This is a genomic window from Aeromonas sp. s4 (assembly GCF_040907855.1).
In the GTDB taxonomy this organism is placed as follows: Bacteria; Pseudomonadota; Gammaproteobacteria; order Enterobacterales; family Aeromonadaceae; genus Aeromonas; species Aeromonas caviae.
Map to the genome: position 1 here is coordinate 87249 of NZ_JBFOCP010000044.1, position 15182 is coordinate 102430.

Consider the following 15182-nt stretch of genomic DNA (forward strand, 5'->3'; position numbering starts at 1 on the left):
CGATTCGTTGCGCCAAGCCGCCAGGCATTGTTAACAGGAGTCCACATGCTCGACTATCAGGCCCCCCGTGATCTGCTCAAGGACAAGGTCATTCTGGTGACGGGTGCCGGTGACGGCATCGGCCGCGAAGCGGCCCTCACCTATGCGGCCCACGGTGCCACCGTGATCCTGCTCGGGCGTACCAGTGCCAAGCTGGAGGCGGTCTACGACCAGATTGAAGCGGCCGGTCACCCCCTGCCCGCCATCGTGCCGGTGGACTTGAAAGGGGCCACTGCCGCCCACTACCGCGGCATGGCGGAGACCTTCGCCCAGCAGTTCGGCCGCCTCGATGGCGTGCTGTTCAACGCCGGGCTGCTCGGCACCCTGTCGCCGTTCGAACACATTCAGGAGCAGGAGTGGGACGAGGTGATGCAGGTCAACGTCAAATCCGAATTCCTGCTGACCCAGGCGCTGCTGCCCCTCATTCGCCAGACCGCCAAGGAGCACGGCGAGGCGTCCATCGTCTACACCTCCTCCAGCGTGGGCCGTAAAGGGCGCGCCTACTGGGGCACCTATGCCATTTCCAAGTTCGCCATCGAGGGGATGATGGAGGTGCTGGCGGACGAGCTGGAGAACACCACGGTGCGGGTCAACACCCTGAACCCGGGCGGCACCCGCACCAGGATGCGGGCCAGCGCCTTCCCGGCGGAAGATCCGCAAACCCTCAAGACCCCGGCCGATCTGATGCCCCTCTATCTCTACCTGATGGGGCGTGACAGTCAGGGCCAGAGCGGCAAGACCTTCGTGGCCCAGCCCAAATAAATCAACAAATCAACCGGATGGGATTACAGTGAAGAGGGGGTGCCAAGGCGCGCCCTGTTGAATCCCATCGGCCCCAGACAGGTTGCACTATGTTTCGTCCCAAGAGCACGTTTGAGCAATGGCGGATCTTTCAGGCGGTGGTGGACTGCGGCGGTTATGCCCAGGCTGCCGAGGCGCTGAACAAGAGCCAATCCTCCCTCAATCATGCGGTTGCCAAGCTGCAACAGAGTCTGGGGGTGGCCCTGCTGGAGGTGCGGGGACGCAAGGCGGTGTTGACGCCGGCGGGGGAGATCTTCCTCAAGCGGGCGCGCCAGCTCAGCCAGCAGGTGGAAGAGCTGGAGAACCTGGCCAACAACCTGGAGCGGCAGTGGGAGCCGCAGATCAACCTCTATGTGTCCGTGGTGCAGCCGCGGGAGCGCCTCTACCGGGCGCTGGCCCACTTCTATCCCCGCAGCCGCGGATGCCGCATCAACCTGCATGAGCGGATCCACTGCCACTTCAATGCGCTGCAGGCGGGAGATCTGATGCTCTCCGAGCACCTGCCCCAGGATCGCACCGGCCTGCCGCTGGACGAAGTCTGTCTGCTTCCTCTGTGCGCAGCGGGCCACCCCCTTGCGGAGCAGGGAGAGCCCATCACCGCCGAGGTGTTGGCCAGCCACAACCAGATAAGCCTGCATCCCCCCATCCACCGCTCGGTGGACTGGAACGATGCGGACGACACCGGCTGGAAGGCGACCCACTATCATGAGGTGCTCAACATGGTGCGCCTTGGCATGGGTTACGCCTGGGTGCCCCGCCACCTGGTGCAGGAGGAGCTCGCCGAGGGCTCGCTGGTGCAGCTCGATCTCACCGGCGGCAGCGAGCGCTATCTCTACACCTACCTGCTCACCCCCTCGGTGGAGGCGCTGGGGCCGGCGGCCGAGCTGCTGCTGCGCTGCCTGCGCATCGAATACCAGGGAGACAACCCCAGGTAAGGCCGCGTCTTCCCCGCACGACCGGGGCACTGGTGCCGGCACATCCGGGCATCGGCTCCCCTTTGCATCCCCTATACGTTGGGGACCCGCCAGCAGGCGGCCAGCGCCATCAGCGCCAGGGCCGCCGCCACCATGAAGACCCCGTGGAAGCTCCAGAACTCCGCCACCGTCCCCGCGATGGCCCCCGCCATGATGGAGCCGGTGCGGATGCTGTTGGAAAAGAGCGTGGTCGCCACCCCGGCGCGCCCCGGCATCAAGTCCTGGAAATAGGACATGCCGATGCCGGCCACGATGCCGATGAAGATGGCATTGAGCAGTTGCAGCGCAATGAGGGCATGCTGGCTCGACAGGGTCACGAGACCGCCATAGAAACCGACCCCGGCCAGCACCGCCAGCAGCATCATGGGCCGCTTGCCGAAGCGCCGGGTGTAGTAGCCCGCCAGCAGCATGAAGGGGATCTCCAGGGCCGCCGCCGTGCCCATCAGCAAACCGGCCAGCTTCTCCTCCAGCCCCAGCTCGCGGGTGATGTAGAGGGGCATGTTGATGAGGTACATGCTGTTGCAGGTCCACATCAGGGTGGAGGCGATGAAGAGCGCCCGCACCGACGGATCCCGCCAGCTGCTCACCCGCTCCACCTCGCTGTCCATCACCGGCAGCGGCAGGGAGGGAAGCCAGCGCCACACCACGAAGGCGCAGATGACATAGGCCAGCGCCGAGGCCAGATACATCACCTTGAAGCCGTAGCCGATGGCGAGCGCGAAGGCGATGGGCGGCCCGATCACCCAGGCCAGGGAGAACTGGGCCCGCAGCACGGAGCTGAACATGTCGGCCTGTTTGTTGCGGCTGTCGGCGTATTCCCGCGCCAGGGCGAACAGCTGCGGGCTGGCGGTGGCGGTCAGGCTCGCCAGCAGCACCCCCAGGCTCACCAGCAACCAGTACTGCCGGTTCCAGGCAAACAGCAGGGAGAGCACGATGCCGGCGAAGCAGCAGCGCAGGATCAGCTGCTTGCGATCCCCCTTGTTGTCGGAGCGGTGGCCGAGCCACTGGCTGATGAGGATGCCGATCACCGCGTTCACCGTGTAGAAGAGCCCCACCAGGAAGGGGCGCACCTGCACCTCCTCGGCCAGAAACAGGCTCAAGGTCGGCACCTGCAGCGCCACCGCCACCCCGGTCATGAAGGTCACGGCGAGAAACGAGAGAGAGACGGGATCCGGCCTCTTGCGGGCAGCAGACAGCAAACTCATAGAGATACCATTGATATGGAAGAAAAAAAGGAGCCAGATGCGGGCGGGCTTGGCGTATGGCGGCGGCTATTTTATGCCATTATCAACAGCTACCTCAAGGGTTGCGGGGGGGCGTCCAAGTCCGTACATTGGAAGCCCATCCAGCGCCAGTACAAGGATTTAACATGTTTGATTTTGACCGGGAAATAGATCGCAGCGGTACCATGAGCCTGAAATGGGACAAATACAAGGGTCAGGATGTCCTGCCCATGTGGGTCGCAGACACCGACTTCGTCTCTCCCCCCGCCGTACTGGAGGCCCTCACCAAACGGGTCGCCCACGGCATCTTCGGCTATTCGCGCCCCTCTCCCCGGCTCATCGAACTCATCGTATCGCGTCTGGCCAGCCGCTATGGCTGGACCATCCAGCCCGAATGGCTCGTCTTCCTGCCCGGGGTGGTGCCGGGCCTCAACCTCGCCTGCAAGGCTTGGAGCCAGCACGGGCGCGGCATCATCACCCCCAAGCCGGTCTACTACCCCTTCCTGCAGGCACCGGGCTTTAATGACCGCCCCCTGCTCACCGTCCCCGTGGTGGAGGAAGAAGGTCGCTGGGTGCTGGATCTCGAAGAGCTTGAGCGTCAGGCCCCCTCGGCGGATCTGCTGCTGCTGTGCAACCCCCACAACCCGGGCGGCACCGTCTTCACCCGGGAAGAGCTGCTGGCCATCGACGCCATCGCCGAGCGCCACAACCTGGTGATCTGCTCCGACGAAATCCACTGCGACCTGCTGCTGGACAAGGATGCCCGCCACATCCCCTATGGTGCCCTGAGCCCGGAGGCGGCCGAGCGCTCCGCCGTCATGATGGCGCCGAGCAAGACCTTCAACATCGCAGGGCTGTGCTGCTCCTTCGCCGTGATCCCCAATGCCCGCCTGCGGCTCAAGCTGCAACAGGCGATGCGCGGCATCAGCGCCGACGTCAATCTGCTGGGGTTCGTGGCGGCCGAGGCGGCCTATGAGGGGGGCGAGCAGTGGCTGAATGAACAGCTCGACTATCTGGCCGGCAACCTGGCCCTGATCGAGCAGGCTGTGGCCCGCTGGCCCGGCGTCAAGCTGGCCCGCAACCAGGCCACCTACCTCGCCTGGATCGACATGAGCGCCCTGGGCCTGGACGATCCCGTCGCCTTCTTCGAACAGGCGGGCGTGGGTCTCTCCCCCGGTGCCCAGTTCGGCAACAGCCAGTTCGTGCGACTCAACTTTGGTTGCACCCGGGCCCGTCTCACCGAGGCCCTGGCCCGCATGGAGAAAGCCATTCTCCAGACCCGCTAGCGAACCGTCCCGGGCGGCGACTCCAGGCCGCCCGGTGCGCGCGAAAGCGGTAAAATCCGTTCAGCTTCCCGTCTGATACGGATAAGATGAGGCTCATCACCGGATGAGCCCGCCTCCTCCTTATGTTCAGCCACGGTTTCGGTCCACTATGCGCCCATTCGCCTTCTCTGCCCTGTTGCGTCTGTCACGTACCGCCCTGCCCTGGCTTGCGGCCGTGCTGGCGCCCTCCCTCTTCGCCTCCCCCGCCTATGTCACCATCGGCACGGGAGCCCTCAACGGCGTCTACTACCCCACAGGGGGGGCCATCTGCCGCCTGCTCAACGAGGAGAGTGCCCGCCACGGCCTGCACTGCACGGTGCAGAGTACCTCGGGCTCCATCGCCAATCTGGCGGCGCTCGCCAAGGGAGAGGTACAGCTCGCCCTGATGCAGTCGGATGTGCTCTACCATGCGGTGCACGGCACCGGCCCCTTCGCGGGCCAGGCCCCGGACGATCAGCTGCGCAGCCTCTTGCGGCTCCACAAGGAGTCCCTGACCCTGATTGCCAGCGCCACCAGCAACATCACCACCCTGGCCGACATCAAGGGCAAGCGGGTCGATGTCGGCGCCCCCAACTCCGGGGACAGGGTCACCAGCCGGGCCCTGCTCGATGCCATGGGGTGGCGGATCGCCGACTTCAGCCGCCCGCCCGTGATCTCCCCGGGCAACCGGCTGGAGGGGCTCTGTGACGGCACCCTGGATGCCGCCTTCGTGGTCGCCGGTCACCCCAATCAGGCCATCGGCGATCTCACCGGCCGCTGTCAGGCCCGCCTCATTCCCATCGAGGGGGAACAGGTGGACAAGCTGCTCAAGCAGCACCCCTACTATGATCGCAGCCGCATCGGCGCCAACCTCTATCCGGGGCAGACAAGCGGCGTCAATACCTTCGCCGTCACCGCCGAACTGGTGGCGCGGGCCAGTCTGCCCGAGAGCGAGGTGCGCACCCTGCGGGACGTGCTGAACGAGCGGCTCAAGCAGTTCACCCGGCTGCATCCGGCACTGACCACCCTCACCTGGGAAGGCATGCAGGCGGGCAGCATCGCCCTGCTCCATCCCGGCATGCTGGATGCCGTGCCCACCCTCCCGGCGGACACCCTCACGGCATCCGGGGCAGAGGCCACCTCGGGCGCCCTGCCGACCTTGTCCCCGGCGAGCAGCGCGGCCACACCGACCGATGGGACAGGCCCCCTGGAAGGCACCGCGCCACTGGAGGGGTCCGACACCTTGCCGGAGCAGCCGGCCGCCGCGACCCTCTCAACCAGTTCGGGGGCGGCCTCCACCAACCAGGCCCCGGCCCTGACCGAGCCGCCCACACCGGGCAGCGCAACCCTGGCGCCAGGCCATCCCCTGACCCCGCCTGAGGCGCCCGCCTCGGCGGCAACGCCGCTGGATGCGCCATCACCGGAGGCCATGCCGGCCAGCCCGCCCAGCCACGCGGTGGAGACCACAGCCCCCGCCGGGCAATGAACACCAACCAAGAGGCCACCCCAGGGGTGGCCTCTTGGTTATCGGGAACGGGCGCCTGGCCTGTCACGGCGCCAGCAGCAGCGCCGGATTCTGGATCTCCTCCTCCACCCAGTGCAGCAGTTGCTTGATGGCCCGGGACAGCACCTGGTTCTGGCGCACCACGTACCCCAGGCTGGTACCGGGAAAATCGGTGAGCCGGGTCACCGGGGCGGTCAGCTTGAGCCTGGGGTGCAGGGAGAAATCCGGCACGATGGCGACGCCAAAGCCCGCCTCGGCCCAGTCGAGCTGGGCATCCACGCTCCCCACTTCCATGATGCGGCAGCTCGGCAGACCGAGCAGGGGCAGGGAGGGGTCGATCAATGCCCGGGTCCGGGTGTCGTGCCCCAGCAGGATCAGGGTCGGCTCGTCCAGAGGATCGCTCTCCCCCGAGTTGGCCCGCGCCTGCCAGCGGGCCAGGCCGTGCCCCAGGGCACACCAGGTCACCTGCTGCAACTCGGTGTAGAAGAGCGGCTCGCTGCGCTTTTGTGCCATCACGAAGCCCAGATCCGCCTTGCCCGCCCGCACCAGATCCGCCGCCTGATCCGAGGTGGTGTTGAACAGGGTGAGGTCGATGCCGGGGAAGGCCTGCTTGAAGCGCTGGAACGGCTGGATGAGCAGCAGGCGCGAGATGATGTCGCTGGCGGCGATGGCGAGCGTCCCCTGGCTCAACTGGCTCAGGGCATTGAGATCGGACTGGCAGAGCTGCAACTCGTTGATGGCGCGCTCGGCGCTTTGCAGCAGCCGCTCCCCCGCCTGGGTCAGGCGAAACGGGCTGCGCTCCACCAGCTTGACCCGGGTCGCCTGCTCCAGGTTCTTGAGGTGCAGGCTCACATTGGGTTGCGTCATGTGCAGTTCGGTGGCCGTCTGGCCGAAGTGCTGCAACCGGGCCAGGGTGACGAAGGTGTGCAGCCAGTGAATGTCCAGCATGGGGTTCCTCTTCTCCCGGGTCGGTGGCAGGGCCAGCGCCGCCAGGGCACGGGCACCACGCAAGGGAGCGCGGTGTCGATAATTGCACCGGAATTATATGGCTTCCTTATCGGAATTATAAAGATAATTAATTTTTCTAATCCTCACGGGGCTCCTAGGATGGACGCCTAACGTCTTAGGAGAAAGAGTCATGTCGTCTATCGTAGTCGTAGGTGCTAACTGGGGTGATGAAGGCAAAGGCCGCATCGTCGATTATCTGGCAGGCCAGGCTGGCGCCAGTATTCGTTTCCAGGGCGGCAACAACGCCGGCCACACCGTGGTCAACGATCTGGGCACCTTCAAGCTGCACCAGGTGCCGAGCGGCGTCTTCAACCCGGATTGCCTGGTCGTGCTGGGCCCCGGCATGGTGATCAGCCCCGAGAAGCTCACCGTCGAGCTGGAAGAGGTCAAGGCCTCCGGCGTCATTCCCAAGCTCGCCATCTCTGACCGTGCCACCCTCTGCCTGCCGCTGCACGCGCTCGAAGACACCCTGGAAGAGCAACGCCTGGGTGACGGCGCCTACGGCTCCACCCGTCAGGGCATCGCCCCGGCTTACGGTGATCGGGTCATGAAAAAGGCGATCCTGGTGGGCTGGCTGAAACAGCCGGACGTGCTGGTCGAGCGCATCCAGTTCATGCTGGACTGGAAACTGCCGCAGATGAAGGCTCTCTATCCGGACTTCGAATTCACCCAGACCGCCCAGGAGATGGCCGACTGGCTGCTGGAAGTGTCCGCTCCCTGGCTGGACGCCGTCTGCAACGTCAGCATGCCCCTCAAGGCGCTGCAAGCCGAAGGCAAGACCCTGCTGTTCGAAGCCCAGCTGGGTGCCGGCCGTGATCTCATCTACGGCGAATACCCCTGGGTCACCTCCTCCCACGTTTCCGGCGCCTACGCCGGCATCGGTGGCGGTCTGCCGGGCCTGCGCCCGGAGCGCGTCATCGCCGTGGCCAAGGCATTCAGCTCCTCCGTCGGTACCGGCACCCTGCTGACCGCCATGGAGAACCAGGACGAGTTCCGCAAGATCACCAACGAGTTCGGCGCCACCACCGGCCGTCCCCGTGACGTCGGTTACTTCGATGCCGTTGCCACCAAGAACGGCGTCGAGCTGCAGGCTGCCACCGAAGTGGCCCTGACCAAGCTGGACTGCCTGACCGGTCTGCCGGATCTGAAGATCTGCGTGGCCTACGAAGGTGCCCACACCGAGAACCCGATCTGGCCGCAGACCGCCGCCCTCACCCCCGTCTACGAGAAGATGGAGAGCTGGAGCGAAGACATCAGCGCCTGCCGCACCTTCGCCGAGCTGCCCAAGGCTGCCCAGGACTATGTGCTGCGCATCGAAGCCCTGCTGGGCGTGCCAGTGCCCATGGTCTCCGTCGGCCCGGGCCGTGACGAGATGATCCTGCGCTAAGGCCCCTCGCCTCTCCCAAAAACCGGCATCCCAGGATGCCGGTTTTTTTATGCCCCTCAAAAGCCCCGAACAGCTCACAAAAGCCACCTCCATGGCATAATTTGAGCCATATGGGCACTCTGTTTTGAGCCAGCCTCCTTAGAGTGAATGCCATATTCACACAAAGGAGTGCCCATCATGAGATCCCCCATTATCCCGCTGCTGCCCCTGCTCTGCCTCGCGGCCCTGCCCGCCGGCGCCATGACCCTCAAGAGTACCGACATCCGCGAGGGTGAACCCATGGACAAGGTCTTCAGCTTCAACGGCTTTGGTTGCAGCGGCGAGAACCGCTCCCCCCAGTTGAGCTGGCAGAGCCTGCCCGCCGGCACCCAGAGCGTCGCCATCACCGCCTATGACCCGGACGCCCCCACCGGCAGCGGCTGGTGGCACTGGCTGGTGGTGAACCTGCCGGCCAGCCAGAGCGAGCTGCCGAGCAATGCCTCCGGCAAGCTCAAGCAGGGGCTGGAGCTTGGCACCGACTACGGTACCCAGGGTTATGGCGGCCCCTGCCCGCCCGCCGGTCACGGCATGCACCGCTACCAGTTCACCGTCTGGGCCCTGCCCAAGGCGCTGGAGGTGAAGGCCAACACCCCGCCCGCCATGGTAGGCTACATGCTCAACAGCCTGGCCCTTGGCAAGGCCACCCTGACCGCCACCTTCACCACCCCCTAGGAGCCCGCCCGATGAGCACGCCCCTGCTGCAACTGAATCACTACTTCGGGATCCGCCAGCAGCCCCTGCGCCGGGTGCTCATCTACGCGCCGACCCTCATCTGGGTGCAGCAGGGCCGCAAGCAGCTGTGGTGGCGGGAGCAGCGCCTCTCCTTTGACAAGGAGAGCTGGCTGCTGATCCCGGCGGGTCACCGGCTCACCTTCGTCAACCAGCCGGAGCAGGGCACGTTTCGCTCCCAGGCGCTCACCCTGCTGGCCCCGCCACCGGCCGAGTGGCTGGCAGAGAGCCCCCTCGATCTCCTCAAGCCACCGGCCATCAGGGTGACGTCGGCCCTCGCCTTCTGCTTCGATCTCGTCACCACCATGGCGCAGCGGCAGCTCTGCGAGACGGCCCAGACCCAGCTGCTGCAAGGGTTTTATGGCGAGCTCAGGGAAGCGGGGGGCCTTGGCCTGCTCTTTCCTGCCACCACCATGACCCTGGGGGAGCGGCTGGCCCGTTACCTCAGCGTGGAGCCTGGTCTCGATCACCGGCTGGAGACGGTAGCGACCCACTTCGCCATGAGCCGCGCCTCTCTGGTCCGCAAACTGGCCGCCGAGGGGCGCAGCTTTCGCCAGGTGCTGACCCAGGTACGCCTGGGGCACGCCCTCACCCTGCTGCAACAGGGGCTCACGCCGCTTCAGACCGCCCTCGCCTGTGGCTACGACTCCCCCGGCCGCTTTGCCGCGCGCTTCAAGGAGGAGTTCGGCCTGACCCCCCACCAATACCTGCGTACCTGCCCCTCCTCTCTCTCACTGACTGCCACCACAAAAGTAAATAATTACTAAAATGCAAAGCTATGTAACCTCGTGTAACCGGGTGATCCGGCTCACACTCGCCCCTCCTGCACTGTGACACAGCGCCAACAATCCCGTCAGAATCGCCCTATAATGGCTCTCACAAACGCTTTCACTAAAACAAATACTAAAAAACACCTTCCTTAACCTACAAAAACTGTCATTGGAGCGAGAGATGTTTCGTAAAAGTTTACTATCCGTCACCCTGAGCGTCGCCCTGTTCGGCCTCACTGCCTGCAACGGCAATGACTCCAGCAGCCCGGCCGCCCCCAGCGCCACCCTGGCGAACCAGTATCAGAACGTGATCGACCGCAGCGGCACCCCGCTCCAGTTCCGTGACTTTGACAGCTACGCCAACCTCAAATACAACCCGCTGCTCGATCTCGGTGCCTGGCACGGCTTCCTGCTGCCCGCCAGCGACAGCGAGTGGGGCGGCTTCACCGGCCCCATGGTCATCGCCGAGGAGTACAGCCTCTTCTTCGCAAGCGAGCTGGACAAGCTGACCCTGAGCGACGAGAGCGGCCGCGCCTTTCCGCTCACCAGCGCCAGCAAGCACGAGATCTACGCCATCCCCGGCGCCCTGGTGCAACGCTTCGAATTCGACCCCTTCACCCTGGAGCTGGAGCTGCGCTACGGCGATGCCCGCACTGCGCTGGTTCGCACCCGCCTCATCAACCACACTGACGCCCCCCTCACCCTCAAGCTCAACTGGCAGGGGGAGCTGCTCAACCAGTGGGATGCCAACAAGACGGTCGCCGAGCAGTACCCCGCCTGGACCCGCACCATCAGCCAGACCGAGCGCGGCGTGGCATTCCAGTTCGGCAAGCTGCGCAGCACCTGGAACATCATGCAAAGCGGCAGCGCCAGCTACCGCATCGATCGCACCCTGCCCAGTCGCACCACCCTCGACGAACAGGGCCTCGGCTACGTGAGCGAGGCCAGCCTCACCCTGGCAGCCAAGGGCCAGCAGGATATCTACACCCTGCAGAGCTATGTCCACAGCAGTGCTGACGCGAGTCGCTTCGAGCAGAGCCGCCAGGCGCTGCTGGCCGACCCCGCCAGCCATTTCGACGACTCCATCCGCCGCTGGGAGGATTACCTGGCGCGCGGCCTCTCCAATCAGGGGATCCCGGAGTCGGAGCGGCGCATCGCGGTCAAGGCGATGGAGACACTCAACGGCAACTGGCGCTCGCCGGCCGGTGCCATCCTGCACGACGGGGTGACCCCCTCCAACACCGCCCGCTGGTTCGACGGGGTCTGGGCCTGGGACAGCTGGAAACACGCCTATGCCATGGCCCACTTCAACCCGGAAGTGGCCAAGAACAACGTACGCGCCATGTATGACTACCAGATCCAGGCCGATGACCCGGTCCGGCCGCAGGATGCCGGCATGGTGATCGACGCCGTCTTCTACAACAAGCTCGCCGATCGGGGTGGCGAAGGCGGCAACTGGAACGAGCGGGACACCAAGCCGCCCCTCTCCGCCTGGGCCATCTGGGAGATCTACAGCGCCACCCAGGACAAGGCCTTCATCGCCGAGATGTATCCGAAGATCCAGGCCTATCACGACTGGTGGTATCGGGCGCGGGACAACAACCGCAACGGCATCATCGAATATGGCGCCACCCGCCACGTCGAGCACAACGACGAGTTCGGCAACATCACCTTCAAGGTGCAGTACCCGACGGGGGCTCCGGCCGGGCTGGATCTGTCGAGCTGTACCAATGAAGGAGATGGCTGGTATGGCTGCGCTGGCATGGCGCTCTATCAGCAGGTATTGAGCGTTGGCGGCTACGCCGACATGGATATCGGCGCCCAGCACGGGGCCGGCTGGGAGTCCGGCATGGACAACGCCGCCCGCTTCGGCTTTATCGAGCCGGATCAGCTCAAGCGCTATGCCGACAAGACCTATGGCGGCGACATGGCCAAGGCGCGCCAGGACTGGAACGTCTTCTTCTTCGAAAACCATCAGGATGACGGCAGCCTCATCGGCTTCTCCATCGATCAGGAGTCGGTGGAGCTCAACGCCTTCCTCGCCAAGGAGAAACGCATCCTGGCCGACATGGCCGAGCTGCTAGGCAAGCCGGACGAGGCGAGCCGCTATCGCGAAGGGGCGGCCCAGCTGGCCGGTTATATCAACAGCTGCCTGTTCGATGAGGCCTCCGGCTTCTATTACGATCGCCAGATAGCCCAGGGGGATCTGCCCGACGCCAACGGCTGCGTCGGCAAGCTGTTGACCGCCCGCGGCCGTGGCCCGGAAGGGTGGAGCCCGCTCTGGGCCGAGGTGGCGGACAAGGAGAAGGCGGCGCGGGTGCGCGAGGTGATGCTCAATGCCCAGGAGTTCAACACCAAGGTGCCGCTCGGCACGGCGGCACTGACCAACCCGGCCTACGACCCCGACATCTACTGGCGCGGCCGGGTCTGGCTGGATCAGTTCTACTTCGGGGTGAAGGGGCTGGAGAACTACGGCTATCGCAGCGATGCCCAACAGCTCGTCAACAAGCTGTTTAGCAATGCCGAGGGGCTGGCGGGCAGCGGCCCCATCCGCGAAAACTACAACCCGGAGACCGGCGCCATGCAGGGGGCCAGCAACTTCAGCTGGAGCTCGGCCCACCTCTACATGCTCTATCGCAACTTCCTGAAAACCGAGGGTTGATCCCTCTTTGCAGCAATGAGCCAACAAAAAGGCCTCCGCAAGGGAGGCCTTTCTTATGGCTGCGCCGCAGGTGGCGACTTACTTGACGGTCACCCGGGCAAACTTGCGCTTGCCAACCTGGTAGACGGCGGTACCGGCACCGATGAGTGCCTTGCCATCGTCCAGCTTCTCGCCGTCGCGCTTCACCGCGCCCTGCTTGATCATCCGCAGCGCTTCGGAGGTGGTGGCCACCAGATCGGCATCTTTGAGCAGGTTGGCGATGGCCAGCCCTTCCCCTTCCAGTGCCAGCTCGACTTCCGGCATGTCGTCCGGAATGGCGTTCTTGGAGAAGCGCTGGGTGAAATCTTCGTGGGCCGCTTCGGCCGCCGCCTCGTCGTGATAACGGGCGATGATCTCCTTGGCCAGCCAGATCTTCACGTCGCGCGGGTTGAGAGTACCGGCGGCGATGCCCGCCTTGAACTCTTCGATTTCAGCCAGCGGACGGAAGGAGAGCAGTTCGTAGTAGTTCCACATCAGATCGTCGGTGATGGACATGATCTTGCCGAACATCTCGCCCGGGGCATCGTGCACGCCGATGTAGTTGGCAGCGGACTTGGACATCTTCTTGACGCCATCCAGACCCACCAAGAGCGGCATCATCAGCACGCACTGGGTCGCCATGCCGGCATCTTTTTGCAGCTCGCGGCCCATCAGCAGGTTGAACTTCTGGTCGGTACCGCCCAGCTCGACGTCCGCCTTCAGCGCGACCGAGTCATAGCCTTGCAGCAGCGGATAGAGGAATTCGTGAATGGCGATGGACTGGCCGTTGCTGTAGCGCTTCTTGAAGTCGTCGCGCTCCATCATGCGGGCCACGGTCTGCTTGGCCGCCAGCTTGATCATGCCGGTCGCGCCCAGCTCGCTCAGCCAGGTCGAGTTGTACTCGATGCGGGTCTTGGCGGGATCGAGGATCTTGAACGCCTGCTCGGCATAGGTGAGGGCGTTGTGCTTGATGGCCTCTTCGGAGAGCGGCGGACGGGTGGCGTTCTTGCCGGAGGGGTCACCCACCATGGCGGTGAAGTCACCGATCAGCAGGATCACTTCATGGCCCAGATCCTGGAAGGTCTTCAGCTTGTTGAGGATCACGGTATGACCCAGGTGGATGTCCGGCGCGGTCGGGTCCATCCCCAGCTTGATGCGCAGGGGGCGCCCTTCCTTCAACTTGGCGATCAGTTCTTCTTCAACCAGAATTTCTTCCGCTCCGCGCTTGATCTCGGCTAGCGCCACCTCGAGCTGGGACATTTTTTGACTCTCCAATCACGATTCCACAGGGCCAGACATATTACTGGAATGGCGGGCCAATTGGAAAGGCGGTAAACTCCGACCTTCTTCCGGGTTCAACTTTGTCTGCTTCTCATGGTCCTTTGGCACGCCTTCAACTCTCTCCCTCACTGGCACCGCAAGATGGTGCTGATCCTGAGCATCATGGTGATGATGCTGGCGGCCTGGCCGAGCGAACAGGCAGTCGCCACCCGGGTCGATGACAACGACAACGAACTGGCCGTCGAGCAGCAGGTCGACGAGGAGGCCCAGCTGGCACGGGCCGAGCCCGTCACCCCGCCCAAACCGCGCTATGTCACCAGACAGGTGAAGGTGCGAAGCGGCGACAACATGGGGGTCATCTTCCAGCGCCTGGGCCTCAGCACCACGGATCTGCACCTCATCGACCAGCTCGAGGGCACGGATACCCTGCGCCTGCTCAAACCCGGTCAGGAGCTCACCTTCAAGCTCACCAAGGGCGGCGAGCTGCACAGCCTCTATTACCCCCACAGCCTGGAGCAGGCGCTCAAGGTGAACCGCCGGGATGACGGCTTCGTGGCCAGGCCGGTGAAGATCGAGCTCGACACCCGCGAACAGGTGGCCCAGGGGGAGATCCGCTCCAGCTTCTGGGGCGCCGCCGTCGAAGCGGGCATGACGGAAGACCAGATCATGGATCTCGCCGCCATCTTCGGCTGGGACATCGACTTTGCCCAGGACCTGCAACCGGGGGACAGCTTCCGGGTGGTCTACCAGGACAAATACCAGGATGACGAGCGGGTTGCTTCCGGCGACATCCTGGCCGCCGAGTTCGTCAACCAGGGGGCCATCTACCGCGCCGTGCTGAATGAGGATGGCAACTACTACACCCCGGACGGCAAGGCGATGCGCAAGAGCTTCCTGCGCGCGCCGGTCAACTTCAAATACATCAGCTCCAACTTCAATCCGCGCCGCCTTCACCCGGTCACCGGCAAGGTGCGTCCCCACAACGGCATCGACTACGTGGCGCCGGTGGGGACCCCCATCATGGCGGCGGGCGGCGGCAGCGTGGTGGCCGCCGGCTACAACCAGTTCAACGGCAACTACGTCTTCATCAAGCACGCCGGCAACTACGTGACCAAGTACCTGCACCTCTCCAAGCGCACCGTCAACAAGGGGCAGCGAGTGAAGCAGGGGCAGACCATCGGCCTGCTTGGCGGCACCGGCCGGGTCACAGGCCCGCACCTGCACTATGAATTCGTGGTGGGCGGCGTGCACAAGAACCCGCGCACCCTCAACCTGCCCCAGGCGGAGTCTCTCAGCGGGCGGGCGCTGGCCAGCTTCAAGGCCCAGGCCATGCCCCAGCTGGCCAAGCTGGACAGCCCCGAGCTGCAACTGGCCAGAAACAAGGGCAACGGCGACGACAGCTGAACGCTGTCGACCAAGGTGGAACACGGTATCAGACCGTTC

Annotated in this window: 12 protein-coding genes; 9 read left to right on the forward strand and 3 right to left on the reverse strand. The window is 64.7% G+C overall.

Annotated elements, in window-relative coordinates; all coding sequences use genetic code 11:
• Window positions 1-45 precede the first annotated feature (45 nt).
• Together AB5Y89_RS14690 and AB5Y89_RS14695 are read left to right on the forward strand one after the other, a co-directional pair.
• Window positions 46-801 (forward strand): YciK family oxidoreductase, encoded by a 756-nt coding sequence (locus AB5Y89_RS14690; RefSeq protein ID WP_319907972.1) that lies wholly within the window; start codon window positions 46-48, stop codon window positions 799-801.
• A gap of 89 nt (window positions 802-890) precedes the next feature.
• The gene (locus AB5Y89_RS14695; RefSeq protein ID WP_049637266.1) at window positions 891-1775 is read left to right on the forward strand and encodes a LysR family transcriptional regulator; all 885 of its coding nucleotides are present in this window, start codon (window positions 891-893) and stop codon (window positions 1773-1775) included.
• 71 nt (window positions 1776-1846) lie between these two features.
• Here the strand turns inward: AB5Y89_RS14695 and AB5Y89_RS14700 are convergent, their stop codons facing one another.
• The gene (locus AB5Y89_RS14700; RefSeq protein ID WP_368224035.1) at window positions 1847-3019 is read right to left on the reverse strand and encodes an MFS transporter; all 1173 of its coding nucleotides are present in this window, start codon (window positions 3017-3019) and stop codon (window positions 1847-1849) included.
• A gap of 164 nt (window positions 3020-3183) precedes the next feature.
• On the opposite strand from AB5Y89_RS14700, the gene AB5Y89_RS14705 reads away from it, so the two are divergent.
• Window positions 3184-4323: a PatB family C-S lyase gene (locus AB5Y89_RS14705; protein WP_319863168.1), complete on the forward strand. Its 1140-nt coding sequence runs from the start codon at window positions 3184-3186 to the stop codon at window positions 4321-4323.
• Between the two features lie 148 nt (window positions 4324-4471).
• Window positions 4472-5827 (forward strand): TAXI family TRAP transporter solute-binding subunit, encoded by a 1356-nt coding sequence (locus AB5Y89_RS14710; protein WP_368224037.1) that lies wholly within the window; start codon window positions 4472-4474, stop codon window positions 5825-5827.
• Between the two features lie 63 nt (window positions 5828-5890).
• Here AB5Y89_RS14710 and AB5Y89_RS14715 read toward each other — a convergent pair whose 3' ends face one another.
• Window positions 5891-6793: a LysR family transcriptional regulator gene (locus AB5Y89_RS14715; protein ID WP_202042988.1), complete on the reverse strand. Its 903-nt coding sequence runs from the start codon at window positions 6791-6793 to the stop codon at window positions 5891-5893.
• Between the two features lie 190 nt (window positions 6794-6983).
• Between AB5Y89_RS14715 and AB5Y89_RS14720 the strand changes: the two genes are divergently transcribed.
• The 4 genes from AB5Y89_RS14720 to ygjK all read left to right on the forward strand — a co-directional run bounded on the left by AB5Y89_RS14720 (window position 6984) and on the right by ygjK (window position 12440).
• Window positions 6984-8240: an adenylosuccinate synthetase gene (locus AB5Y89_RS14720; RefSeq protein ID WP_042880306.1), complete on the forward strand. Its 1257-nt coding sequence runs from the start codon at window positions 6984-6986 to the stop codon at window positions 8238-8240.
• Between the two features lie 177 nt (window positions 8241-8417).
• Window positions 8418-8951: a YbhB/YbcL family Raf kinase inhibitor-like protein gene (locus tag AB5Y89_RS14725; RefSeq protein ID WP_069652866.1), complete on the forward strand. Its 534-nt coding sequence runs from the start codon at window positions 8418-8420 to the stop codon at window positions 8949-8951.
• A gap of 11 nt (window positions 8952-8962) precedes the next feature.
• Entirely contained in the window at window positions 8963-9775 is an 813-nt protein-coding gene (locus AB5Y89_RS14730) for a helix-turn-helix transcriptional regulator (RefSeq protein WP_042015603.1), read from the forward strand.
• 184 nt (window positions 9776-9959) lie between these two features.
• The gene (ygjK, locus tag AB5Y89_RS14735; protein WP_368224039.1) at window positions 9960-12440 is read left to right on the forward strand and encodes an alpha-glucosidase; all 2481 of its coding nucleotides are present in this window, start codon (window positions 9960-9962) and stop codon (window positions 12438-12440) included.
• A gap of 78 nt (window positions 12441-12518) precedes the next feature.
• On the opposite strand, the gene tyrS is transcribed toward ygjK, so the two are convergent.
• The gene (gene tyrS, locus AB5Y89_RS14740) at window positions 12519-13718 is read right to left on the reverse strand and encodes a tyrosine--tRNA ligase (protein WP_041215604.1); all 1200 of its coding nucleotides are present in this window, start codon (window positions 13716-13718) and stop codon (window positions 12519-12521) included.
• Window positions 13719-13832: 114 nt separating this feature from the next.
• Between tyrS and AB5Y89_RS14745 the strand changes: the two genes are divergently transcribed.
• Entirely contained in the window at window positions 13833-15143 is a 1311-nt protein-coding gene (locus AB5Y89_RS14745) for a peptidoglycan DD-metalloendopeptidase family protein (protein ID WP_200164641.1), read from the forward strand.
• Window positions 15144-15182: the final 39 nt, after the last annotated feature.